Source organism: Streptomyces sp. DT2A-34 (assembly GCF_030499515.1).
Lineage (GTDB): Bacteria > Actinomycetota > Actinomycetes > Streptomycetales > Streptomycetaceae > Streptomyces.
Map to the genome: position 1 here is coordinate 7,530,505 of NZ_JASTWJ010000001.1, position 22,815 is coordinate 7,553,319.

Genomic DNA, 22,815 nt, shown 5'->3' on the forward strand with positions numbered 1-22,815 from the left:
TAGCCATGCCACGGTTGAAGGGCCCCGTCCGTACAACGGACGGGGCCCTTCGCCGTGCCCTGCGGCTGGATAGGGTGGACCCCGTTGAGACTCGCGTCCCGTAGTGCGGGACATCACAACTGACCCAGGAGCGGCTTATGAGCGCTGTGACCCCCGCTGGAGGCGACATCGCGGCGGGCCGTTCCTGGCCCGAGGTGCTGAGCGCGCTGCTCGGCGGACAGGACCTGAGCGCCGGCGACACGGCATGGGCGATGGACCGCTTCATGAGCGGTGAGGCCTCGGACGCCCAGATCGCGGGCTTCATGGTGGCCCTGCGGGCCAAGGGCGAGACGGTCGAGGAGATCAACGGTCTCGTCGAGGCGATGTACACCCACGCCCAGCCGCTGGACATTCCCGGCCCGGCCGTCGACATCGTCGGCACGGGTGGCGACCGCGCCAAGACGGTCAACATCTCGACGATGTCCGCCATCGTGATCGCGGGCGCCGGCGCGAAGGTCGTCAAGCACGGCAACCGGGCGTCGTCCTCGGCGAGCGGCTCCTCCGACGTGCTGGAGAAGCTCGGCATCAACCTGGACCTGTCGCCGCAGGGCGTGGCGCGGGTGGTGGACGAGGCCGGGATCACCTTCTGCTTCGCGGCCAAGTTCCACCCCTCGATGCGGTTCGTCGGTGGCGTACGGCGGGACCTGGGCATCCCGACCTCGTTCAACCTCCTCGGCCCGCTGACCAACCCCGCCCGCGTCACCGCCTCGGCCGTCGGCTGCTTCGACACCCGGATGGCGGGGCTCATCGCCGGCGTACTGGCCGAGCGCGGCTCGTCGGCGCTGGTGTTCCGCGGCGACGACGGCCTCGACGAGCTGACGACGACGGCCACCTCGCGGGTGTGGGTGGTCCGCGACGGCAAGGTGACCGAGGAGGCCTTCGACCCGCGCGACGTCGGCCTCGACCTGGTGCCCGTGGAGGCGCTGCGCGGCGCGGACGCGTCGTACAACGCGGAGGTCGCCCGGCGCCTGCTGGACGGCGAGACGGGGCCGGTGCGGGAGGCCGTACTGCTCAACTCGGCGGCGGCGCTGGTGGCGTTCGAGCAGACGGACGCTCCGCTCACGGAGCAGATCCGGGTCGGCATGGCGAAGGCGGCGGAGTCGATCGACTCGGGCGCGGCCAAGCGGACGCTGGAGCGGTGGGTGGCTGCCAGCAACGCCTGACCCGGCACATGTGACGCAGGGCGCAGTCCAGGATCCGGACTGCGCCCTTGCGCATCGAAGATCGTATGGCAGGATGTTGGACCAGGTCATGAGTGACAGTCATGAGGCCCCGGCCGACTGTCCGGCAACCCTCCGTCCGTGGCGGGGTGCCCCGGGTGAAGACCAGGCCGTAGGCAGCGAGGTCTACGGCAAGCGCGGGCCCCTCTCGAAACCAGGGGTCCTGGTCGTTCGAGGGAGTCTTCCGTGAGCAAGCGAATGCGATAGGGCCGCTGAGCCCCGCTTCCGCACACCCTTTTCTCTTTCCTGCATGCCTCTCCACTCGCATGCCTCTCACGGGAGTTCGCCATGTCTGTCTCCACCGCTGCCGCCGACCAGTCCGTTTGCACCCCCCTGCCCGTTCTGGGCCGGGATGTCACCGTCCCGCTCGTGACCGGTGGCGAGGTCACCTACGCCGCGCTCGACTACGCCGCCAGCGCCCCCACCCTTCAGCGCGTCTGGGACGACGTGGCCGCCTACGCGCCGTACTACGGCAGCGTCCACCGCGGTGCCGGGTACCTCTCCCAGCTGTCCACCGACCTGTTCGAGAACGCCCGCAGGACGGTCGCCGAGTTCCTGGACTGCCGGGACAGCGACCAGGTCGTGTTCACCCGGTCCACCACCGACTCGCTGAACCTGCTCGCCGCCGCCCTCCCGGCCGACTGCCAGGTCTTCGTCTTCGAGACCGAGCATCACGCCTCCCTGCTGCCCTGGCGCGACGCCCGCGTCACCTACCTCAACGCGCCCCGCACCCCGCGCCAGGCCGTCGAGACCCTGGAGCGGGCCCTCGCCGACCGCACTGTGTCGATCGAAGGGGGCTACGGCCCGGCCCTGGTCTGCGTCACCGGCGCCTCGAACGTCACCGGTGAGCTGTGGCCGGTCCGCGAACTGGCCGCCGCCGCCCACGCGCACGGCGCCCGCATCGTGCTCGACGCCGCGCAGCTCGCCCCGCACCACCCGGTGAGCGTCCAGGACCTCGACGTCGACTGGGTCGCCTTCTCCGGGCACAAGCTGTACGCCCCCTTCGGCTCGGGCGTCCTGGCCGGCCGCGCCGACTGGCTGCGCGAGGCCGAGCCGTACCTCGCGGGCGGCGGCGCCAGCCGTAAGGTCTCCCGGCGCGAGGACGGGGGAGTGGACGTCGAGTGGCACGAGAGCGCCGCCCGGCACGAGGCCGGCTCCCCGAACGTCATCGGCGCCTACTCCATCGCCTCCGCCTGCAAGGCCCTCACCGAGGCCGGGTTCGACGACCTGGTCGCGCGGGAGCAGTACCTGATCGAGAAGGTGCGCGCGGGTCTCGCCGAGGTCCCCGAGGTGCGGGTCCTCTCCCTCTTCGGTGACGACGCCCCGCGCGTCGGCGTGATCTCCTTCGTCGTCGACGGCTGGAACAGCTCCCACTTCGCCGCCGCCCTCTCCGCCGAGTACGGCATCGGGGTGCGGGACGGGCTGTTCTGCGCGCACCCGCTGGTCCGGACGCTGCTGGGCAGCGACCCGCAGACGCAGGGCGAGTGCGGCGCCCCGGAGGCGGCACCCGGCGAGAAGTCCCTCAACGCCATCCGGGTGAGCTTCGGGGCCGGTACGCCGGACGAGCACGTCGAACGGTTCGTGAACGCCGTGAAGGAGCTCGTGACGGACGGTGCCCGGTGGAACTACCGCACGGAGGACGGCCGTTGCGTGCCCGACACCTCCGCTACCTCCGCATGAAGCCCCGGCGCCGGTAGCCGGGCGCCCAGCAGAATCATCCGCAGGGCGCGTTCGGTGGCGTCCGTGAGGAGTTCGGAGGCCCGCACGAGGGCCTCCGCCAGGGCCATCGGCGCCGGCAGGATCCCGCTGAAGGCGTCCACGCCGGGCACGTCGTAGGCGCCCTCGCCGAGCGTGCCCGCCAGCGCGAGCACCGGGCGACCCGACAGCTTGGCCCGGCGGGCCACCTCGGCCGGGACCTTCCCGCGGGGCGTCTGGTGGTCCATGGCGCCCTCGGCGGTGACGACCAGGTCGGCGCGGGCCAGGCGGGCGTCCAGGTCGAGGTGGGCCAGCAGCACCTCGAAGCGGGGGAGCAGCCGGGCGCCCAGCGCGGCGAGGCCGGCGCCCAGGCCGCCGGACGCGCCGGTGCCGGGGCCGCCGTACAGGTCCGTGTCCACGACACCCAGGTCTCGGGTGAGGACGCGCGCCCAGTTCTCCAGGCCCGCCGACAACTCCTCCACCTGCGCGGGCGTCGCCCCCTTCTGCGGGCCGAAGACACGGGCCACGCCGCGCTCGCCGCACAGCACGTTGTACGGGTTGCAGGCGACGAGCAGCTCGACGTCCCGCAGGCGCGGGTCCAGGCCGGACGGGTCGATCCGGGCGAGCCGCGTCAACTCGCGTCCCCCGCGAGGGAGTTCGAAGCCGTCGGCGTCCAGGAGGCGGGCCCCGAGCGCCTGGAGCGCGCCGGCGCCCCCGTCGGACGTACCCGAGTCGCCGCAGCCGATCAGGATGCGCCGTACGCCCGTGTCGAGCGCGGCGCGAAGGAGTTCGCCGACGCCGTACGTCGTCGTGGCGCCCGGGTCGCGCAGGGCGCGCGGGACCAGGGAGAGGCCCGCGACCGCGGCCATCTCCACGACCGCCGTGTCACGGTCGCGGGAGCCGAGCAGCGCGAAGTGCGTGCCGATCGGCTCGCCGACCGGACCCGTGGCGGGCAGGGCGACGAGCCGTCCGCCGGTCGCGGTGGCCAGCGCGGCGGCCGTGCCCTCGCCGCCGTCCACCAGGGGGATCAGGTCCAGTTCGGCGTCCGGCAGGACCCGGCGGACACCGTCGGCGATGGCGTCGGCGGCGGCCTGGGCGGACAGGGACTCCTTGAAGCCACTGGGGGCTACGACGACTCGGGTCAGCATCAGATCTCCTAGCGCAGCACGGGTACGCCGAGCAGCGGCCACACCGCGACGGCGAAGAGCAGGACGAGGGCGGCCGTCAGCGGGGCCAGGACGGCGGACAGGCGCAGCAGGTCGCGGGGGGTGTAGGTGGGCGTCCCGGGGATGTCGGAGAAGAGCGTGACCGGCTTCGCGGACGCCGGGAGCGTGTGGCAGAAACCGGCCGCGGCGGTGGACGCCAGCGCGGCGGCGACCGGGTTGACGCCGACGCCGACGGCCGCCGCGACGACCAGCGGGACCAGCACGGAGGAGCGGGCCGAGCGGGACTGCAGGACCAGGTGGGCCGCGGTGCTGACCACGATCACGACGGCCAGGAACAGCAGCGGGCTGATGCCCGTGGGGAGCCCGTCGACCAGCCATTTCGCCGCTCCCGAGTCGGCGAGCGCCACGCCCATCGCCATCGTCGCCGCCATGAACAGCAGCAGCGACCAGGGGACCGTCTTCAGCGCGTCCTTCAGGTGCACGGTGCCCAGGGCCGGCGAGGCCGCCACCACCGCGCCGATCAGCGCGACGACCGCGGGCGGCACCCGGTGCAGCGGCTCGCTGCACCACAGCAGTACGACCGTGCCGAGCAGCAGCGCGCACCGCTTCTCGGCCTGCGACCAGGGGCCGGTGACCGGGGCGTCGCTGTGCTCCTGGATCTGCTCCGGGGTGATGTGCACGGGGCCTTTGCGGTCCGCGCGCCGAGTCGTCGTCAGGAGTACGGCCTCGGCGGCGAGGTGGGACGAGGCCACGGCCAGCGGCAGGCCCAGCAGCAGCCATTCCGTGAAGCCGATCCGGTCACCCGTCGCCTGCCACAGCACCGATACGGTGATCAGATGCGCGCCCGCCCCGATCAGGGTCGCCACCGCGGACAGCAGGATCACGGTCGGGAACAGCAGGGCCAGCATCACCACCAGTCGTTTCCGGTCGGCCAGCACCTTGGCGAGCGCCAGGAACACCGGCAGGGCGAGCGCGGCCCGCCCGGAGGTGGCCGGCACCGCGAACGCCGTGACGACCAGGGCGGCCGTGGTGAGGTGCACGAGCTGCCGTACGGTGCGCGCCCCGCCGACCAGGAACGCCGCCGCCCGGCCCGCGAGCCCCGTCCGGGTCACCGCGGCCGCCAGCACGAAGGCGCAGATCAGCAGCCACACCGTGGAGTCGCCGAGGGTGCCGAAGAGCGTGTCGCTGCTGATCACCCCGGTCACCGTCAGCGCGAGGCCCGCGCCCAGCGCGATGTACGTGTCGTCGACCGGCGTGGCGATCCAGGCGCAGGTCGCCAGGGCGAACACGGCGAGGGTGAGGCGGGCGTCGGCGCCGAGTCCGGGGAAGTTGCCGGGCACCGCGAGCAGCGCGCACAGGGAGAGCGCCACGCAGAGGGCCGCGCTCAGACGGAGGTTCAGGGTCACGTCATCGAGGGTTCACCCGGGCGGTGAGCCTTCCATGAGCCGTACATGAAGGAGACTTCACGCGGACAGGCGGTACCCCACCCCACGCACCGTCTCGAACCGCTCGGCCCCCAGTTTCTTGCGCAGCGCCCGCAGGTACACGTCCACGATGTTCGACCCGGGATCGAAGTCGTAGCCCCATACGTGCGACAGGATCTGCTCGCGGGACAGTACCTGTCCCGGATGCCTCAGGAACAGCTCCAGCAGCACGAACTCACGGGCCGTCAGGTCCACCGTCCGGTCCCCGGCCCGCGCCCGCCGCGTGCGCAGGTCCAGGGTCAGCGAGCCGGACCGCAGCACCGTCACCTCGGGCGCCCGGGCCGCCGTACGCAGGCGCAGTCGTACCCGGGCGAGCAGTTCCTCGAAGCGGAACGGCTTGGTCATCCAGTCGTCGGCACCGCCCTCCAGACCGGCCACCGTGTCCCGTACGGAGTCCCGGGCGGTCAGCACGATCACCGGGACCGTCACCCGGGCCTCGCGCAGTTCGCGCAGCACCGTGAAGCCGTCCCGGCCGGGCAGCCCGATGTCCAGGACCACGAGGTCGAAACCGCCGGTCAACGCGTACTCGTAGGCTGCCTCGCCGTCGCCGACGACGGTCGTGGTGAAGCCGTTGGAGCGCAGGCCCTTCTCGACGAAGGAGGCGATCCGTTCCTCGTCCTCGACGATGAGAATGCGGTTCACAGGCGTACCTCGCTCGGAATGCGGTTCACGGGCGGGCCCCTTCCAGGGTCAGTACGAAGGTGGCGCCGCCGCCCTCGGTGGCGTGCAGGCGGATCCGGCCGCCGTGGGCCTCCGCGATCGCCCGGACGATCGACAGGCCGAGCCCGGCGCCCGAGCCCTGGGCGCCGCGTCGGGCGGTGCCGCGCCGGAAGCGTTCGAAGATCACCTCGGCGTCCTGCGGCTGGACGCCGGGCCCGGAGTCGGCGACGTACAGCTCGACGCCCTGGCCGTCGACGCGGGAGCCGATCCGTACGGTCTGCCGGGGTGCGGTGTGCTGCACGGCGTTCTGGGCGAGCTGGACCATCGCCTGCGTGATGCGCTGCGGGTCCAACTCGGCCTCCACATCGGCCACTTCGGCGAGCTGCCAGTCCCGCTCGCCGAGGGTGCGGGCCTTGACGTAGACGTCGGCGGTGAGTTCGGCGAGCTGGACCGGCTCCGGGGTGACGAAGTCGGGGCGCTCGGCCTTGGCGAGCAGCAGCAGGTCCTCGACGATGCGGCTCATCCGGTCCAGTTCGTCGGTGACCAGCCGTATCGTCTCCTCGCGCTCCACCGGGTCGTCGCCCATCAGCTCCAGATGCCCGCGCACGATGGTGATCGGCGTGCGCAGCTCGTGGCCCGCGTCGTCGACGAACTCCCGCTGGGCGGCGAAGGCGCGCTCCAGCCGGTCGAGCATGGCGTTGAACGTCTCCGCGAGCGCGGCGATGTCGTCCCGCCCGTGCACCGGGATACGGCGGGTGAGGTCCTGCTCGGTGAGCTGGGCCGCCGCGGTGTGCACCAGCCGCACGGGCTTGAGGATCCGCCCGGCGACCGCCCAGCCGATGCCGGTCGTCATCAGCAGGGCGACCCCGGAGATGGCGAGCAGGATGCGGAACTCCTCGTTCACCGCGGCCTGTTCGCGCCCCGGGTGGAAGGCGACGACGAACGCGGCCTCCGCCTCGCCGCCGGCCCGGGCGACGGTGACCTTGGCCCAGCGGATCTCGCCGGAGGCCCGGTGCAGCGTGCCCGTGGCGTCGGGCGAGTCGAAGATGCGGCGGCGGGCGTCGGCGTCCTCGTGCAGGGGAATGGGGACGGGGATGTCGCGTGGCTGGCGGAACTGCGCCGGGGCCGTGCCCGGGCGGCCCACCAGGCCGATCAGCTCCTCGTCCGGGTCGGCGTACTGCCGTACCAGGAACTCGACCAGCAGCCGGGACGGGTCGGTGAACGGGCGGCCGGTCTCGGGATCGACGCCCCGCTCCTCGAAGTTGGCGAACTCGCCGGCCTCCTGCGCGAGCAGCCCGTTCACCCGGTGGTCGACGTCCCGCAGCAGGATCGAGCGCGTGGTCGTCGCCACCGACACGAGCCCGACGGCCATGACGAACAGCAGCCAGAGCAGGATGCGGACCCGCGCGGAGATCCGCCGGCGCACGGGGCTGGGGGTGTCTTCTGGATCATGCCGGCGTCGCGGGGACGCCCCCTAGCCGTCGTCCCCGGGCTCGCCGCGGTCGTCGTCCGCGGTCTCCCGGTCGGGGGCGTCGTCATCGTCGTCACTCGCGGGGCTGTCGGTCACCGGCGGCCGGGAGACGACCTCGTCCCTCGGCGTCGGTGTGGGCCGGGTGGGCGTCGGTGTGGGCGAGCCGCTGTCCAGCTCCACCTTGGCCGGGACCTTGGGGGACTCCGGGTCGTCGGTGAGGGCGAAGCTGGTCGCGGCGATACCGAGCGGAATCGCCACTACGGCGGCCAGGGCCGCGATCCGGTGCGAGAAGACCATGCGGCCGATCCTGCCCCCGGCACCCGGCGGCGAGGATGAGCCCAGGATGAAGAACTCTTCATCATCGGGCCGTAGGCGCCCCGCCCGTGGGTGCGCTAGCTGTCCAGGCCGATGGCGAACGCGGCCTCGATGTCGTGCTGCGAGTACGTCCGGAACGCCACGTGCGTGTCCGTCGCCTCCACGCCAGGGATCTTGCTGATCCGGCCCGGGATGACGTCGGCGAGATCCTCGTGCTGCTTCACCCGGACCATGGCGATCAGGTCGTACGTACCGGTGACCGAGAAGACCTCGGTGACGCTCTCCAGCGAAGCGATCCGCTCCGCGATCTCGGGAATCCGGTCCACGCTGGTCTTGATGAGGACGATCGCGGTGATCACGGCTGGTTCTCTCCCTCGGAGGCCGGAGCTGGGGCGGCCTTCACTCTAGTCGTAGGCCTGAACCGGGCCCACGCGTAGCCGAAGCCCAGCCCGAAGCCCACCAGGTGCGCCAGATACGCCACCCCCGGCCCCTGGTCCGCCCGCCCCGCCGCCACCCACTGCAGGGCCACCCAGAAGGGCAGCACGACCCACGCCGGGAAGCGCAGCGGCAGGAAGAGCAGGAACGGCAGCAGGCTTGTCACCCGCGCGCCGGGGAAGACGAACAGGAACGCGCCGAGGACGGCCGAGATCGCCCCGGACGCGCCGACCAGGGACTGGGTGGAGTCGTCGTTGGCGGCCGCGTAGCCCAGCAGGGCGAGGTAGCCGCAGCCGAGGTAGAACAGCGTGAACTGGACGCGGCCCATCCGTTCCTCGGTCATCACCCCGAAGACGTAGAGGAAGAGCATGTTGCCGAGCAGATGCACCCAGCTGCCGTGCACGAAGAGGGCCGTGGCCGGGGTGAGGGCGGCGCGGGGCGAGCCCTCGAACAGTTCGGCCGGCACCACGCCCCAGCGGTGGAAGTAGGCCCGCTGCGCGGCGAGCAGCTCGTCGCCGGTGCCGTACGCCGGATTCAGCCCCGCCGCCGGGCCCGTCAGGAAGAGCAGACAGCACAGGGCGATCAGCCCGTACGTCACCGGCGCCGACGACCGGAAGACCGATCGGCCCACTCTGCCGAACCGACCCCCGAATCGCACCACGCTCCAGTCGCTGATCATGGACACAGAGCATGACGTAAGGGGACGCACACGCACAGACCGCCTCGCCGCCGTCGACGGCCGAGCGGCGAGTACCCGCCAGGCCGTAGGGTTACGAGCCACACGCACTGGGGAGCTCCGGGGCGTATCACGGACAATGGAAAGCCTAGAAGGAAAGAGCACGGTCACGATGACGGTTCCCCTGCCGACCGCCACGACGCGGTGGCGCTGCACCCTCTGCGGCAACCTCACGCGTTTCGACGTGACGCGCTCGTCCAGGGTCGTGGAGTACGTCCACCTGGATCTGGCCGGCGAGCCGAAGGTCGAGGAGCGCGAGGTGCTCAGTGAGACCATCGAGTCGGTGCGCTGCCGCTGGTGCAACGCCGTGGACAAGGTGGAACTCGTGGACAGGCCGGGCGCCGACTCCTGAGGGGAGCGGAGCCCGCACAGGCATTGGGGTGTGACGGATGGTGGAGACACAAGGCGGGGGGCCGGGCGACGGCGCCGCTGAGGTGCTCGACCGTCCGCTGCCCGACGGTGTGCGGCGCAAGGTCGTGCAGATCGTGTCCGACGGGTTCGGCGGGCTGACCGTCGGCGAACTGCCCGCACAGCTGCGGCAGTACGCCCGGTTCGCCCCGAACCGCCGGGCCAAGTTCGCCGGCAATGCCATGGCGGCGGCGCTGGAGACCGATCCGCTGTTCCGCCAGCGCATCGGGGAGAAGTTCAGAGAGGCCCAGCCGGAATTGTCCGGCGCTCTCGAATCAGGCTCGGCGCCTCCGGCCGCGGACCCGCTCGACGTGGCGGCCGCGGCCTATGTTCTGCGGCCCACCGGCTGGGTCAAGCTGGTCACCGCGGCCGGCGAGGAGGCCCAGCGGGCCGACGCCGAGCGCGCCGACGAGGAGAGCCGCGCCGAGTTGGAGCGGCTGCGCGAGGAACTCGCCCACGCCCGTGAACACACCCGGGCCGAGACCGAGCGGCTGCGCACCGAGCTGGACGCGGCGAAGAAGGAAGCCGAATCGCTTCACCGCAAGCTTCGGTCGGCCCTCAGTGACGTCAAGCGCGGCGAGGCCGCCCTGCGCAAGGTCCAGCACGAGATCGAGGCCGTACGCACCGAGGGCCACGCCCAGGTCTCCGCGGCCGAGAGCGAGGCCAGGCGCCTCAAGGCGCGGCTCGCGGAGGCCGAGGCCGCCCTGGAGGCCACGCGCAGAGCGGCGCGCGAGGGGCGCAGTGTCGAGGACATGCGCGTACGGCTGCTCCTCGACACCCTGCTGGACGCCACCCAAGGGCTGCGCCGGGAGCTGGCGTTGCCGCCGGTCTCCGTGCGGCCCGCCGAGACCGTGGACGCGGTCGAACCGGGACGGATGACCCCGAAGGACATCGCCGCGCGGGCGCTGTCCGAGAACGACCCCGCGATCCTCGACCAACTCCTCGCGCTGCCGCAGGCCCATCTGGTGGTCGACGGCTACAACGTCACCAAGACCGGCTATCCCCAGATGCCGCTGGAGAAGCAGCGATTGCGGCTGCTCGGCCAGCTCTCGCAGCTCGCCGCACAGACCGGCGCCGAGGTGACCTGTGTTTTCGACGGGGCCGAGCTGGCCGCGCCGGTGCTGCTCGCGCCGCCGCGCGGTGTGCGGGTGCTGTTCTCCAAGCCGGGCGTGACCGCCGACGAGCTGATCCGCCAGCTGGTGCGCGCCGAGCCGCCGGGCCGTCCGGTCATCGTCGTCTCCACCGACCGCGAGGTGGCGGACGGGGTCGCCCGCGCCGGGGCGCGGCCGGTGGCTTCTGCGGTACTTCTCAAGCGCCTGTCCTGAAAACGCCAACGTACGGGCGCAATGCCCGAATTGGTGGAGCAGATGCGCAACGCAGTGTCAAGCTCGCCTCACTCCATGTGAGTTGTGTGTAAAGAATGACAGGTGTGACGAGAATTTTCGTGTGAGGATTTGATCTGATCACAACTGGGTCACTAGGGTCTGGCGTCGAACCTCCGAGCGGGTGATCACTCAGAAGAAGGAGTTCACCTCCGTGGCGTCCCACCGTCGACCCAAGCAGCCCAGCCGAGCACGTGTGACCGTGCTGACCACCGCCGCCGCTGCTGCCGTGGCCATCAGTTCGCAGGCCGCCAACGCGGCACCCAGCGAGAAGCCGAGCAAGGACGAGGTCAAGGCCAAGGTCGACAAGCTCTACGAGGAGGCCGAGCAGGCCACCGAGAAGTTCAACGGGGCCAAGGAGAAGCAGGAGAAGCTCCAGAAGGAGATCTCCACCATCCAGGACAACGTGGCGCGCGGTCAGGAAGACCTGAACCAGCTGCGCGACGCGATGGGCCTGGCGGCCGCCGCCCAGTACCGCACGGGCAGCATCGACTCCTCCCTCCAGCTGTTCCTGTCGTCGAACCCGGACGACTACCTGGACAAGGCGTCCACCGCCGATCAGCTCAGCGCCCAGCAGGTCGAGTCGCTGAAGAAGATCCAGGAGAAGCAGCGCGAACTCGCCCAGGAGCGCGCCGAGGCCGCCGAGAAGCTCAAGGACCTCGCCTCCACCCGCACCGAACTGGGCAAGAAGAAGAAGCAGGTCCAGTCCAAGCTCGCCGAGGCGCAGCGGCTGCTCAACACCCTGACCGCCGCGGAGAAGGCCGCCCTCGCCGCCGCGGACGCCCGCGCCAGCCGCTCCGCCGCCGACCGCGTGGACCTCGGCAACACCGGCGCCGCCTCCGGCCGGGCCATGGCCGCCTTCCAGGCCGCCCAGAGCCAGATCGGCAAGCCGTACGTCTACGGCGCCACCGGCACCGCCTCCTACGACTGCTCGGGCCTGACCTCCTGGGCCTACGCCCAGGCCGGCGTCTCCATCCCGCGCACCTCGCAGGCCCAGGCCAACGCCGGTACGCGCCTGTCGATGAGCGAACTCAAGGTCGGCGACCTGGTCATCTTCTACGGCGACCTGCACCACGTCGGTTTCTACGCCGGCAACGGCCAGGTCCTGCACGCCCCGCGCACCGGCACGGTCGTCCGCTACGAGTCGATCAACAACATGCCGTTCCAGTTCGGCGTCCGGATCTGATCCCGGCTCCACGCCTGCAAGATCAACACGGCGTGCCGCCCGAACGGGCGAATCACGACAACCCGCGCTGACCCCACGCCCCGCCCATGACCTGCGTCATAGGCGGGGCGTCACTTTGTGTGCCCGTCGCGGTCGTTGGTCGTCACCCCCGCGCGGAGCTACTGTCTGCCGCGTTTCCCCCGCTGCGGGGGAGAAGTCCTTGTCCGCCAGCGGAAGGAGAGCGGCTTCCCGTGGGGTCCCATCGCCGCCTTGCACCGTCCGGGTTCGACCGGGGCGCCGGTGCAGCGCTCTGCGTCATGTCAGCCGCCGCCACGGCCCTCGGGGTCGTACCGGCCACGGCCACGCCGCACGACGACACCCGCGCCAAGGTGGACCGCCTCTACGAAGAGGCCGAGAAGGCAACCGAGGCCTACAACAAGGCCGACGAGCGTGCCGACAAGCTCCGCAAGCAGGTGGGTGACGCCCAGGACCGGATCGCCCGGAAGCAGGAGAGCATCAACTCCATGCGGGACGCCCTCGGTTCGCTGGCCGGCGCCCAGTACCGGTCCGGCGGCATCGACCCCTCCCTCGCCCTGCTGCTCTCCGACGACCCGGCCGACTACCTCGACAAGGCCGCCCGGATCGCCCGGATCAGCGCCCACCAGGCCGGTGAGCTCGAGGACCTCCAGGACGCGATGCGCCTCCTCGCCCAGGAGCGCGCCGAGGCGGCCGGGAAGCTCGTCGAACTGGAGAAGAGCCGTAAGGTCGTCGCCTCCCACAAGCGGATCGTCGAGCGCAAACTCGCCCAGGCGCGCAGGCTCCTCAACTCCCTCACCCAGGCCGACCGCGCCGCCTACGACCGTGCCTCCCGCTCCGGCCGCGACGTCATGCCCGACTTCGGGAGCATGGCCGCCCCGTCGGGCCGCGCGGCAGCCGCCCTCGCCGCCGCCCACTCCGCGCTGGGCAAGCCGTACATCTGGGGCGCCAACGGCCCCTCCGGCTTCGACTGTTCCGGCCTGATCCAGTGGTCGTACGCCCAGGCCGGTGTCTCCCTGCCGCGCACCTCGCAGGGACAGCGGTACGCCGGCCGGCAGGTCCCGCTCTCCGAGGCCCAGCCCGGCGACGTGGTCACCTACCGGGGCGACGCCAGCCATGTCGGGATGTACGTGGGCAACGGTCAGGTGATCCACGCGCCCTACCCCGGCGCACCCGTGCGCTACGACCCGATGGGCATGATGCCGGGAGCGACGGTCACCCGGGTCTGACGTGGGGATGGCACGGGTCTGACCGCCGCGCCCTCGTCGCCGTACGATCGGGAAATGGCTGGTCGAAGGCGGGCGTCGGGAGCGCGGGTGGTCCTCGCGCTCTGTCTGCTGCTGGTCTGTCTGGTGGGCTGCGGCGGGCGGCCCGGCACCGACAGCGCGAAGGCCGAGGTGCAGCGCGTCCTGGACCGGCGGGCAGCGGCGGTGCTCGACCGCGACGAGGCGGCGTATCGCCGGACGGGCGCGTCGGCCGGGTTCGACAATCTGCGCGCGGTGCCCCTCGCCGACTGGTCGTACCGCCTGACCGGCCTGCACCGCACCGGCGACACCGCCACCGCCGAGGCTGAGCTCCACTATCGCGTCGAGGGCTACGACCGGGCGCCGGTCAGCGCCGGCCGCACACTGAGCCTGAGCCTGGACGCGCGGGGCGAGTGGTACGTCGAGGCCGAGCGGCCCGCCGGTAAATCGGCCGAGCAGCTGTGGGACCAGGGGAAGGTGAGCGTCGTTCGGGGCGACGCCGGCCTCGTCCTCGGCGTCGGACAGTCCGAGGCGGTGCTGCGGTCGTACGCGGAGCTGGCGGACGACGCGGTACCGGCCGTGTCGCAGGCGTGGGGCACGGACTGGGCCCGGCGCGTCGTGGTCCTCGTACCGAAGTCCCTGGACGACATGGCCGGGCTGCTCGGCTCGCCCGCGTCCTCCTATCGCGGGATCGCCGCCGTCACCACCGGCGAGACCGGCGCTCCGGCGAAGGCGCCCGCCGACCGGATCATCGTCAACCCCGACGCGTACGGCGTCCTGGGGAAGGTGGGCAAGCAGGTCGTCCTCACCCACGAGACCACGCATGTCGCCACCCGCGCCGACACCACCGCGGCCACCCCGCTGTGGCTCTCCGAGGGCTACGCCGACTGGGTCGGCTACCTCGGCAGCGGCCGCTCCCCGTCCCAGGCCGCGCCCGAGCTGTGGCGTGCCGTGTCCGAGGGGCGGGGGCCGCAGGAGCTCCCGGCCGACGCGGACTTCGGCTTCACCGGCGACGCGAACAAGCTGGCGCGGGCCTACGAGAGCGGGTGGATGGCCTGCCGGATGATCGCGGACCGCTGGGGCGAGGTCAGGCTCGGCGAGTTCTACCGGGCCGTGGGTGCGCACGAGCGGCGGGAGGGGGCGGTCGAGGGGGCGTTGAAGGACGTGCTGGGGACCTCGCTGAAGGACTTCACCGCGCGGTGGCGGGAGTATCTGCGGGCTCAGCTCGGCTGATCGAGCCGCGCGATGGCCTCCGTCAGCCACGCGCGTTCCGCCTCGCCCGTCGCCCGGGCCACCCGCAGCATGCCCTGCCGGAACAGGTCGTCCGCCTCCTCCGCCCGGACCGGCCTGCCGTCCTCGTAGAAGAAACTCGTGGGCGCGGTGAGGAACTCCAGTCGGCGGCGCAGCACCTCGGCCTGTTCTCGGCGGTCCGGGAGGTGCCGTAGGAAGGACAGGACCGTGTTGAAGCGGACCTGGTCCGTGATCTCGGCCGGCTTCGGACGGCGCAGGCGTTCCAGCAGGTCCTCGCGGCCCTTGTCGGTGAGGGAGAGGATCCGGCGCGGGGCGGCGCTCGCGCCCGGTTCCGCGTGCTCGTCGAGCTTGCCCGCCTTGATCAGGCGCGTGATCGCCGGGTAGAGGGCGCCGTCGCTGACGGGGCGGACATGGCCGCTCAGCGCCTTGATGCGCGCCTTCAACTCGTAGCCGTGCAGGGGCTCTTCGGCCAGGAAGCCGAGGATCGACAGCTCCAGCATGGTCCTCCTTGCGGACGTGATGCGCCCATGGTGCCTCTTATCGAGCTACCTCTAATCGAGGTACTCTCTGGGTGTCGAGGGGGCCGGATCGTGAACGCGCACCGCAAGCAGGTCGTCTCGCTCGCCCAGCCCGTCTACTTCTCGCTCCTCGCCTCCGTGGCCGCCGGGATCATCAACACCGTCTGGGTGTCCCGGCTCGGCGGTCCGGCCGTGGCCGCCGTGGCGGTCGCCACCAACACCGAGAACGTCCTGCTCGGCGTGGCCCTCGTCTTCGGCTCCGGTACGACCGTGCTGGTCGCGCACGCCAGGGGTGCGGAGGACGCCGGTGCCGTGCGGGCCGCGGTCCGCGGGGGATGGGCGGTGTGGGCGATCGTCACGCCAGTGGTCGTCGTGGGCGGGTTCCTGCTGCGGGAGCCGTTGGCGCGGCTGGTGCTCGACGGGGGTGCGGCTCAGCCGCTCGCGGTGGACTACTTCGCGATCGCGCTGCCGGGGACGGCGGTGTTCTTCGCGCAGCAGCTGGTGGACGGCATCCTCAAAGGCGCCGGCGACACCAGGACCCCGATGCGGCTCGCGCTGCTTGCCAACGGCCTGATCCTGGTCTGCGACCCGTTCCTCATCCAGGCCTACGGCGTCCAGGGCGCCGCCGCCTCGACCGTGCTGTGCAGGAGCCTTGCCCTCGGGGTGGGGCTGGTCGCGCTGCGGCGGAACCGGCTGCTGCGGGCTGCCGCCGAGGCGCGGCCCGCGCAGTCGCTCGCCGGTGCGGCGCGGCGGACGCTGCGGACCGGGCTGCCGATGTCGGCCGACTTCACCGTGCGGCAGGCGGGTGCGCTGGTGCTGGTGGCGATCGTGGCGCGGCTCGGGGTGACGGCGGTGGCCGCGTACTCGATCGCGTACAAGGTCATGTACGTCGCCACCATGGGCTTCTACGCGGTGCGCCAGGCCGCCGCCATCCACACCGCGCACCTGCTCGGCGCGGGTCAGGACGCGCGGGGCGCGATCGGGCGGCAGGCGGTGCTGGTCGCGGGGGCCTTCGCGCTCGCGGCGGCCGCCCTGCTGGGCGTGACCGCGCCCTGGCTCATGGCCGCCTTCGGCGCCGGTCCCGAGGTCGCCCACGCCGGAGTGCTCTTCCTGCGCTGCGTCGGGCCCTACCTGCTCCTGATGGCCTGCTTCATCGCGCTCGGCGGGGTCTTCGAGGGCGGCGGGGCGGCGCCGGTGCTGCTGCGGGTGACCGTGCTCGGTACGGCCGTACAGCTGCCGCTCGCGTACGGGCTGTCGGGCCTCGGTCTGCCGGGTGTGTGCCTGGCCCTGGCGGTCGCCATGGGGGTGCAGTGCGCGGGGGTGCTGGTGCTGTTCCGCAGGGCCCGGCGTCAGGAGGGCAGTGACGTTTCCTTGGTGCGGGTCGCCTGAGCCGGTACGGGGAGCGGGGCGGTGCGGGTCACCGTCGAGCGCCACAGTGCGCGGGCGGCGAGGATCGTGGCGAGGACCAGCAGGCCGTTGCGGAGGAACAGCAGGGTGATGCCGAGGGCGTCGCTGGCGACGACGTGCGAGAACCAGACCGGGAATTCCAGGACCGTCACGAAGGACGCGGCGATGACCAGGCCGGCGGGGAGCGCCATACGGCTGCCGCGGAAGCACAGGCACACGGCCGCGAGGCCGACCAGCCACACCAGGTACTGCGGGCTGATCACCCGGCTCGTCGTCACGAACATCAGCACCGCCACGAAGGCCGCGTCGGCGAGCGTGTGCGACAGGAACCGCCTCGCCCTCAGCCGCCACAGCAGCAGCCAGCCGAAGGCGAGCCCGCTCAGCGCGAGGGCGGCCGTGCTGACGACGTCGACGTGCGGACCGAGGAACTCCACCGAGCCGTAGTTGAGCAGCACCTGGCCGTCCCAGCCGAAGTGCCGGGCCACATGGAAGACCAGGGCGCCCAGCGACTCCACCTCGGTGCCGCGGTCCCGCTGGAAGGTCAGGAAGGCGAAGGCGCCGGGCATGGCGAGGGCGAACAGCGCGGCCAGGGCGCCGACGGTCAGCATGGCCGACGTCCAGGCGCTGCGCCTGCGGGCGGCGACCAGCAGCAGCACCGGCCACACCTTCAGCATCGCCCCGAAGGCCGTCAGCGCGCCCATCACCCTCGGATGCCGGGCGCCCGCGAGCAGGGCGGCCACGGCGACGGCGGTGACCATCACGTCGTAGCGCGCGTACACGGTCGGTCCGAGCAGCGGTACGCCCACCACCCACACCCAGGCCCCGCGCAGCGTCCGGCCCGGGCGCAGGCCCGCGTACCGCAGGAGCAGCAGCACGGCCAGGTCGGCGCAGAAGGCGAGGACGAAGAACGCCGACGGGTAGTCCAGCCAGAACACCATCGCGGGGGAGAGGATCGCGAGCGCGGCGGCGGGCGGGTACTGCCAGGTGACGTCGTCCAGGGGGAACGTTCCGGTGCGCAGCACCTCGTACCAGCCCTGGTAGATCACCGACACGTCACTGGTGACGTCCGGGCCCGGAAAGACGTACACCTTGAACACGAAGAGGAGCAGAACCAGCCTGGTCAGGCCCCAGACCCCCAGAAGCCACGCCAGGGACCGCCGCGTGCCCGTCGTCTCCACCAGATCCCCTGCCGTTCGCTCCCGCCGTGCGAGAACATGATGTCCCCTCCAGCTGTGTGCGGGCCACACACCTGGCCGTGCCCCGGCTGTGAACAGCGGCTTCGGTAAGGTCTGCGGCGATGCACAAGACCCTGATCGTGACGAACGACTTCCCGCCCCGCCCCGGCGGCATCCAGGCGTTCCTGCACAATATGGCGCTACGGCTCGACCCGGAGCGGCTGGTCGTCTACGCCTCCACCTGGAAGCGCGGCCGCGAGGGCGCCGAGGCCACCGCCGCCTTCGACGCCGAGCAGCCCTTCACGGTCGTACGGGACCGTACGACGATGCTGCTGCCGACGCCCGCGGCGACCCGGCGGGCGGTCGGGCTGCTGCGCGAGCACGGGTGCACGTCGGTGTGGTTCGGGGCGGCGGCACCGCTCGGCCTGATGGCCCCGGCGCTGCGCAAGGCCGGCGCCGAACGGCTGGTGGCCACGACCCACGGCCACGAGGCAGGCTGGGCCCAGCTGCCCGCGGCCCGGCAACTGCTGCGCCGGATCGGGGAGTCGACGGACACGATCACCTACCTCGGCGAGTACACGCGCTCGCGGATCGCGACCGCCCTGACGCCTCAGGCGGCCTCGCGGATGGTGCAGCTGCCGCCGGGGGTCGACGAGAAGACCTTCCACCCCGAGTCGGGCGGCGACGAGATCCGGGCACGCCTTGGCCTGACGGACCGGCCGGTGGTCGTCTGCGTCTCCCGTCTGGTCCGGCGCAAGGGGCAGGACACCCTGATCCAGGCCATGCCCCGCATCCTGGCCGCCGAGCCGGACGCGGTGCTGCTGATCGTCGGGGGTGGGCCGTACGAGAAGGACCTGCGGCGGATGGCGCGTGACACAGGGGTCGCCGACTCCGTCCGGTTCACGGGGCCGGTGCCCTGGTCCGAGCTGCCCGCGCACTACGGCGCCGGGGACGTCTTCGCGATGCCGTGCCGGACGAGGAGGGGCGGGCTCGACGTGGAGGGGCTCGGCATCGTGTACCTGGAGGCGTCGGTGACAGGGCTGCCGGTGGTCGCCGGGGACTCGGGGGGCGCGCCGGATGCCGTACTGGATGGCGAGACCGGCTGGGTGGTCCGGGGCGGCTCCCCGGAGGAGGCCGCCGACCGCATCGTCACACTCCTGGGAGACGCCGAGTTGCGCCGGAGGATGGGGGAGCGGGGCCGGGAGTGGGTCGAGGAGAAGTGGCGCTGGGACCTTTTGGCGGAGCACTTGAAGCACTTGCTGTAGTGCAGCCCACCTAGGGGCGCGGGGAACTGCGCAACCAGCCACGAACCACCCGTAGTCGCCAACGATGAATACGCGGCACCCCACTAGGCGGAACGCAATAATCCGCCCATGCTGCGCACATGACATCAAACCTGATGCAGCGTCAGCTGACAAGACGTCAAATCCTTGGCATGGCGGCGCTCCAAACCGCAGCCACCCTCGGCTTCACCCGCATCGGCCTCCAGTCCGCCCAAGCTGCCCAGCCCGACGCAGTCGAATCCGCCCCGGCGATAGTCATCGGCTCAGGCTACGGCGGCGCCGTAGCCGCCCTCCGCCTCGGCCAGGCCGGCATCCGCACCCTCGTCCTCGAAATGGGCCGCCTCTGGAACACCCCCGGCCCCGACGGCAAGGTCTTCTGCTCCACCAGCGCCCCCGACCAGCGCTCCATGTGGTTCCGCACCCGCACGGAGGCCCCGCTCGCCACCTTCCTGTGGCTGGACGTGGTCAACAAGGACATCAGCCCCTACCCGGGAGTCCTGGACCGCGTGCACTACGACCACATGTCCGTGTACGTCGGCCGAGGCGTCGGCGGCGGCTCCCTCGTCAACGGCGGCATGGCGGTCACCCCGCTCCAGTCCTACTTCGCCGAGCAGTTCCCGACCGTGGACACCGCGGAGATGTACGGCACCTACTTCCCGCGCGCCCGCTCCATGCTCGGCGTCAACACCATCGACCCCGCGTGGTTCGAGTCGACCGAGTGGTACCGCTTCACCCGGATCTCCCGCACCCACGCGACCAACACGGGCCTGAAGACCACCTTCGTGCCCAACGTCTACGACTTCGCCCGCATGCGGCGCGAGGCGGCCGGTACGGCGACCAGGTCGGCGCTGGCCGGCGAGGTCATCTACGGCAACAACCACGGCAAGCGCACCCTCGACAAGACGTATCTGGCCTCGGCGCTCGGCACCGGGAACGTCACCATCCACACCCTGGAGCGGGTGAAGTCGATCAGCAGGGCCGCCGACGGGACGTACCTCCTCGCCGTCGACCGGATCGACGACACCGGGACCGTCGTCGAGACCAAGGAGTACGGCTGTACGTACCTCTTCCTCGGCGGCGGCAGCATCGGGACCACCGAACTCCTCGTCCGCGCAAGGGAGTCCGGCACACTGCCCGCCCTGGACGCGAGCGTCGGCACCGGGTGGGGAACCAACGGCAACGTGATGCTCGGGCGGGCCAACCACCTGTGGGACACGGTCGGGGAGAACCAGTCGACCATGCCGGTCATGGGCATCGACGACCGGGCCAACGCCGCCAACCCCGTCTTCGCCGAGATCGCTCCCTTACCCACGGGACTGGAGCACTGGGTCAGCCTCTATCTGGCGATCACCAAGAATCCGTCGCGGGCCTCGTTCTCGTACGACAGCGGTACGGGGGCCGTGAGACTCGGCTGGAGTGCCGCCCAGAGCGCGGTGTCGGTGAGCATGGCCAAGAAGCTGTTCGACCGGATCAACAGGGCGAACTCCACGATCTACCGGTACGACCTGTTCGGCTCGTCCAACAAGGTCTTCGCCGACGACTTCACGTACCACCCGCTGGGCGGCTGTGTGCTGGGGAAGGCGACCGACAACTACGGAAGGGTCAAGGGGTATTCGAAGCTCTACGTCACCGACGGCTCGCTCGTGCCGGGGTCGATCGGGGTGAACCCGTTCGTGACGATCACCGCGCTCGCCGAACGCACGATGGCGCGGGTCCTCGTGGAGGACACCGCGCCATGACGCTTTTCCGGAAGGGGCCCTACTTCTGGTAGATCGCCTCGATCTCGTCCGCGAAGTCCTTCGCCACGACGTTGCGCTTGAGCTTCAGCGACGGCGTCAGATGGCCCGAGTCCTCCGTGAACTGGGAGGGAAGAATGCGGAACTTCCGCACCGATTCCGCCTTCGACACCGCGGCGTTGCCGTCGTCGACCGCCGACTGGATCGCGGCCAGCAGGTCGGGGTCCTCGTGCAGCGACGCCGCGGTGGAGCCCGCCGGTTTGCCGTGCTCGGCGCACCAGCGGCCCAGGAACTCCTCGTCGACGGTGACCAGCGCGCCCACGAACGGCCGCCCGTCGCCCACCACCATGCACTCCGCGACCAGCGCGTGCGCCCGGATACGGTCCTCGATCACGGCCGGCGCGACGTTCTTGCCGCCGGCGGTGACGATGATCTCCTTCTTGCGGCCGGTGATCCGGAGGTAGCCGTCCTCGTCGAGGGTGCCGATGTCACCGGTGTGGAACCAGCCGTCGGCCAGCGCCTCCTCGGTCGCGCCCGGGTTGTTCCAGTACTCCTTGAACAGGTGCTCGCCGTGCAGCAGCACCTCACCGTCGTCCGCGATGCGCACGACCGAGCCCGGCAGGGGCTGGCCGACCGTGCCGATCTTCTGCCGGTCCCAGGGGTTGAAGGCGGTCGCGGCGCAGGACTCGGTCAGGCCGTAGCCCTCCAGGACCGTGAAGCCGATGCCGCGGAAGAAGTGCCCGAGGCGCTCGCCCAGCGGGGCACCGCCGGAGATGGCGTACTCGCCCTTGCCGCCGAGGACGGCGCGCAGCTTGCTGTAGACCAGTTTGTCGAAGACCTTGTGTTTGATCTTCAGGCCGACGGGCGGGCCGGACGGGGTGTCCAGCGCCTTGCTGTAGGCGATCGCCGTGTCCGCGGCCTTGTCGAAGATCTTGCCCTTGCCGTCCGCCTGGGCCTTGGCGCGCGCCGAGTTGTAGACCTTCTCGAAGACGCGCGGGACGCCCAGGATCAGCGTCGGGCGGAACGAGGCCAGCTCGTCCGTGAGGTTCTTGATGTCCGGGACGTTGCCCAGCTTGATCGGCGCCATCATGGGCGCCACCTGCACGAGGCGGCCGAAGACGTGCGCGAGCGGGAGGAAGAGCAGCACGGAGCACTCGCCGGTGCGGAACAGCGGCCGCAGGCGCTCCACGATGTTCCCGCACTCGGCGAAGAAGCTGCGGTGGGTGAGGACACAGCCCTTGGGGCGGCCGGTCGTCCCGGACGTGTACACGATGGTCGCCGGGTCGTCGGCCTTCGCCAGCGAGCTGCGCTCCTCGACCGTCGCGTCGCTGATGTCCTGCCCGAGCCGGCCCAGCTCCTCGACCCCGCCGGCCTCGATCTGCCAGACGTGCTTGAGGGCGGGCAGCCGGTCGCGCACCGACTCGACGGCGGCGGTGTGGCCGGCCAGCTCCGTGATCATGGCGGTCGCGCCCGAGTCACCGAGGATCCACTGCACCTGCTCCGGCGAGCTGGTCTCGTACACCGGCACGGTGACCGCGCCCGCCGACCAGATCGCGAAGTCGAGCAGGGTCCACTCGTAGCGGGTGCGGGACATCAGGCCGACCCGGTCGCCCGGCCGGACCCCGGCGGCGATGAGCCCCTTCGCGGCCGCGCGCACCTCGGCGAGGAAGGCGGTGGCCGTCACGTCCTGCCAGGCACCGCCCACCTTGCGGGCGATGACGGCGACGTCCGGATGCTGCGCGGCGTTTCTGCGGACGATGTCGGTCAGATTGCCGTCCGCAGGGACCTCGTACAAAGCCGGAAGGCTGAACTCGCGCAAGACTGCTGCTCCTCATAGGGCGCCGGCGCCACGACGTTGTGTGATGCGACGGTGCGGTCCAAGGCTCGGGCAAGTGCTCTGGGATTCACATGTTGAAATCCAGAGCACGACTGGACCGACCGGACGTTACCCGCCGGTATGGCTTCTTCGACAGGGGGTCCCGGCGAGAT

General features: G+C 71.5%; 20 protein-coding genes and 1 riboswitch. Of the genes, 10 read left to right on the top strand and 10 right to left on the bottom strand.

Annotated elements, in window-relative coordinates; all coding sequences use genetic code 11:
- Positions 1 to 137: 137 nt before the first annotated feature.
- Positions 138 to 1,202, top strand: a complete 1,065-nt coding sequence (gene trpD, locus QQM39_RS33590) for an anthranilate phosphoribosyltransferase (protein ID WP_302001315.1) — start codon at positions 138 to 140, stop codon at positions 1,200 to 1,202.
- Between the two features lie 84 nt (positions 1,203 to 1,286).
- Positions 1,287 to 1,403, top strand: a riboswitch (SAM riboswitch).
- A 144-nt stretch (positions 1,404 to 1,547) separates the two neighbouring features.
- Entirely contained in the window at positions 1,548 to 2,939 is a 1,392-nt protein-coding gene (locus QQM39_RS33595) for an aminotransferase class V-fold PLP-dependent enzyme (RefSeq protein ID WP_302001317.1), read from the top strand.
- Here QQM39_RS33595 and QQM39_RS33600 read toward each other — a convergent pair.
- The 7 genes from QQM39_RS33600 to QQM39_RS33630 all read right to left on the bottom strand — a co-directional run bounded on the left by QQM39_RS33600 (position 2,885) and on the right by QQM39_RS33630 (position 9,164).
- A complete protein-coding gene (locus QQM39_RS33600) occupies positions 2,885 to 4,102 on the bottom strand; it encodes a glycerate kinase (protein WP_302001318.1) in 1,218 nt (405 codons plus the stop codon). The two genes, QQM39_RS33595 and QQM39_RS33600, sit on opposite strands and share 55 nt — an antisense overlap.
- Before the next feature lie 8 nt (positions 4,103 to 4,110).
- Positions 4,111 to 5,526 (bottom strand): SLC13 family permease, encoded by a 1,416-nt coding sequence (locus tag QQM39_RS33605; RefSeq protein ID WP_302001319.1) that lies wholly within the window; start codon positions 5,524 to 5,526, stop codon positions 4,111 to 4,113.
- Positions 5,527 to 5,583: 57 nt separating this feature from the next.
- The gene (locus tag QQM39_RS33610; RefSeq protein ID WP_302001320.1) at positions 5,584 to 6,246 is read right to left on the bottom strand and encodes a response regulator transcription factor; all 663 of its coding nucleotides are present in this window, start codon (positions 6,244 to 6,246) and stop codon (positions 5,584 to 5,586) included.
- Between the two features lie 25 nt (positions 6,247 to 6,271).
- A complete protein-coding gene (locus tag QQM39_RS33615) occupies positions 6,272 to 7,636 on the bottom strand; it encodes a HAMP domain-containing sensor histidine kinase (protein WP_302003821.1) in 1,365 nt (454 codons plus the stop codon).
- Positions 7,637 to 7,738: 102 nt separating this feature from the next.
- Positions 7,739 to 8,032, bottom strand: a complete 294-nt coding sequence (locus tag QQM39_RS33620; RefSeq protein WP_302001321.1) for a small secreted hydrophilic protein — start codon at positions 8,030 to 8,032, stop codon at positions 7,739 to 7,741.
- A gap of 95 nt (positions 8,033 to 8,127) precedes the next feature.
- Positions 8,128 to 8,409, bottom strand: a complete 282-nt coding sequence (locus QQM39_RS33625; RefSeq protein ID WP_302001322.1) for an Lrp/AsnC family transcriptional regulator — start codon at positions 8,407 to 8,409, stop codon at positions 8,128 to 8,130.
- Positions 8,406 to 9,164 (bottom strand): rhomboid family intramembrane serine protease, encoded by a 759-nt coding sequence (locus QQM39_RS33630; RefSeq protein ID WP_302001323.1) that lies wholly within the window; start codon positions 9,162 to 9,164, stop codon positions 8,406 to 8,408. The genes QQM39_RS33625 and QQM39_RS33630 overlap by 4 nt, the downstream gene beginning before the upstream one ends.
- A 169-nt stretch (positions 9,165 to 9,333) precedes the next feature.
- On the opposite strand from QQM39_RS33630, the gene QQM39_RS33635 reads away from it, so the two are divergent.
- The 5 genes from QQM39_RS33635 (at position 9,334) to QQM39_RS33655 (ending at position 14,689) form a co-directional block, all read left to right on the top strand.
- Complete coding sequence (locus QQM39_RS33635) at positions 9,334 to 9,573, top strand: hypothetical protein (protein ID WP_302001324.1); 240 nt, start codon at positions 9,334 to 9,336, stop codon at positions 9,571 to 9,573.
- A gap of 37 nt (positions 9,574 to 9,610) precedes the next feature.
- Entirely contained in the window at positions 9,611 to 10,954 is a 1,344-nt protein-coding gene (locus QQM39_RS33640) for an NYN domain-containing protein (protein WP_302001325.1), read from the top strand.
- A gap of 211 nt (positions 10,955 to 11,165) precedes the next feature.
- Positions 11,166 to 12,197 (top strand): C40 family peptidase, encoded by a 1,032-nt coding sequence (locus tag QQM39_RS33645; protein ID WP_302003822.1) that lies wholly within the window; start codon positions 11,166 to 11,168, stop codon positions 12,195 to 12,197.
- A 230-nt stretch (positions 12,198 to 12,427) separates the two neighbouring features.
- A complete protein-coding gene (locus QQM39_RS33650; RefSeq protein WP_302001326.1) occupies positions 12,428 to 13,441 on the top strand; it encodes an NlpC/P60 family protein in 1,014 nt (337 codons plus the stop codon).
- Between the two features lie 54 nt (positions 13,442 to 13,495).
- Positions 13,496 to 14,689, top strand: coding sequence for a hypothetical protein (locus tag QQM39_RS33655; protein WP_302001327.1), 1,194 nt, complete (start codon positions 13,496 to 13,498; stop codon positions 14,687 to 14,689).
- Here QQM39_RS33655 and QQM39_RS33660 read toward each other — a convergent pair.
- Positions 14,677 to 15,207, bottom strand: a complete 531-nt coding sequence (locus QQM39_RS33660; protein ID WP_302001328.1) for a PadR family transcriptional regulator — start codon at positions 15,205 to 15,207, stop codon at positions 14,677 to 14,679. The two genes, QQM39_RS33655 and QQM39_RS33660, sit on opposite strands and share 13 nt — an antisense overlap.
- 90 nt (positions 15,208 to 15,297) lie before the next feature.
- Between QQM39_RS33660 and QQM39_RS33665 the strand changes: the two genes are divergently transcribed.
- Complete coding sequence (locus QQM39_RS33665) at positions 15,298 to 16,614, top strand: MATE family efflux transporter (protein ID WP_302001329.1); 1,317 nt, start codon at positions 15,298 to 15,300, stop codon at positions 16,612 to 16,614.
- Here QQM39_RS33665 and QQM39_RS33670 read toward each other — a convergent pair.
- Positions 16,575 to 17,810, bottom strand: coding sequence for a glycosyltransferase family 87 protein (locus QQM39_RS33670; RefSeq protein WP_302001330.1), 1,236 nt, complete (start codon positions 17,808 to 17,810; stop codon positions 16,575 to 16,577). The genes QQM39_RS33665 and QQM39_RS33670 overlap by 40 nt on opposite strands.
- A 119-nt stretch (positions 17,811 to 17,929) precedes the next feature.
- Between QQM39_RS33670 and QQM39_RS33675 the strand changes: the two genes are divergently transcribed.
- Together QQM39_RS33675 and QQM39_RS33680 are read left to right on the top strand one after the other, a co-directional pair.
- On the top strand, positions 17,930 to 19,072 hold the full coding sequence (locus QQM39_RS33675) for a glycosyltransferase family 4 protein (RefSeq protein WP_302001331.1): 1,143 nt from the start codon (positions 17,930 to 17,932) through the stop codon (positions 19,070 to 19,072).
- Positions 19,073 to 19,242: 170 nt separating this feature from the next.
- On the top strand, positions 19,243 to 20,829 hold the full coding sequence (locus tag QQM39_RS33680) for a GMC oxidoreductase (protein ID WP_302001332.1): 1,587 nt from the start codon (positions 19,243 to 19,245) through the stop codon (positions 20,827 to 20,829).
- Positions 20,830 to 20,848: 19 nt separating this feature from the next.
- Here the strand turns inward: QQM39_RS33680 and QQM39_RS33685 are convergent, their stop codons facing one another.
- On the bottom strand, positions 20,849 to 22,645 hold the full coding sequence (locus QQM39_RS33685; protein WP_302001333.1) for a long-chain fatty acid--CoA ligase: 1,797 nt from the start codon (positions 22,643 to 22,645) through the stop codon (positions 20,849 to 20,851).
- Between the last annotated feature and the right edge of the window lie 170 nt (positions 22,646 to 22,815).

Excerpts from the sequence above, each read along its gene's own strand:
- trpD (WP_302001315.1), top strand. The coding sequence starts at position 138 with ATGAGCGCTGTGACCCCCGCTGGAGGCGACATCGCGGCGGGCCGTTCC.
- QQM39_RS33595 (WP_302001317.1), top strand. The coding sequence starts at position 1,548 with ATGTCTGTCTCCACCGCTGCCGCCGACCAGTCCGTTTGCACCCCCCTG.
- QQM39_RS33600 (WP_302001318.1), bottom strand. The coding sequence starts at position 4,102 with ATGCTGACCCGAGTCGTCGTAGCCCCCAGTGGCTTCAAGGAGTCCCTG.
- QQM39_RS33615 (WP_302003821.1), bottom strand. The coding sequence starts at position 7,636 with ATGGCCGTCGGGCTCGTGTCGGTGGCGACGACCACGCGCTCGATCCTG.
- QQM39_RS33620 (WP_302001321.1), bottom strand. The coding sequence starts at position 8,032 with ATGGTCTTCTCGCACCGGATCGCGGCCCTGGCCGCCGTAGTGGCGATT.
- QQM39_RS33630 (WP_302001323.1), bottom strand. The coding sequence starts at position 9,164 with ATGATCAGCGACTGGAGCGTGGTGCGATTCGGGGGTCGGTTCGGCAGA.
- QQM39_RS33635 (WP_302001324.1), top strand. The coding sequence starts at position 9,334 with ATGACGGTTCCCCTGCCGACCGCCACGACGCGGTGGCGCTGCACCCTC.
- QQM39_RS33640 (WP_302001325.1), top strand. The coding sequence starts at position 9,611 with ATGGTGGAGACACAAGGCGGGGGGCCGGGCGACGGCGCCGCTGAGGTG.
- QQM39_RS33655 (WP_302001327.1), top strand. The coding sequence starts at position 13,496 with ATGGCTGGTCGAAGGCGGGCGTCGGGAGCGCGGGTGGTCCTCGCGCTC.
- QQM39_RS33660 (WP_302001328.1), bottom strand. The coding sequence starts at position 15,207 with ATGCTGGAGCTGTCGATCCTCGGCTTCCTGGCCGAAGAGCCCCTGCAC.
- QQM39_RS33675 (WP_302001331.1), top strand. The coding sequence starts at position 17,930 with ATGCACAAGACCCTGATCGTGACGAACGACTTCCCGCCCCGCCCCGGC.
- QQM39_RS33680 (WP_302001332.1), top strand. The coding sequence starts at position 19,243 with ATGGCGGCGCTCCAAACCGCAGCCACCCTCGGCTTCACCCGCATCGGC.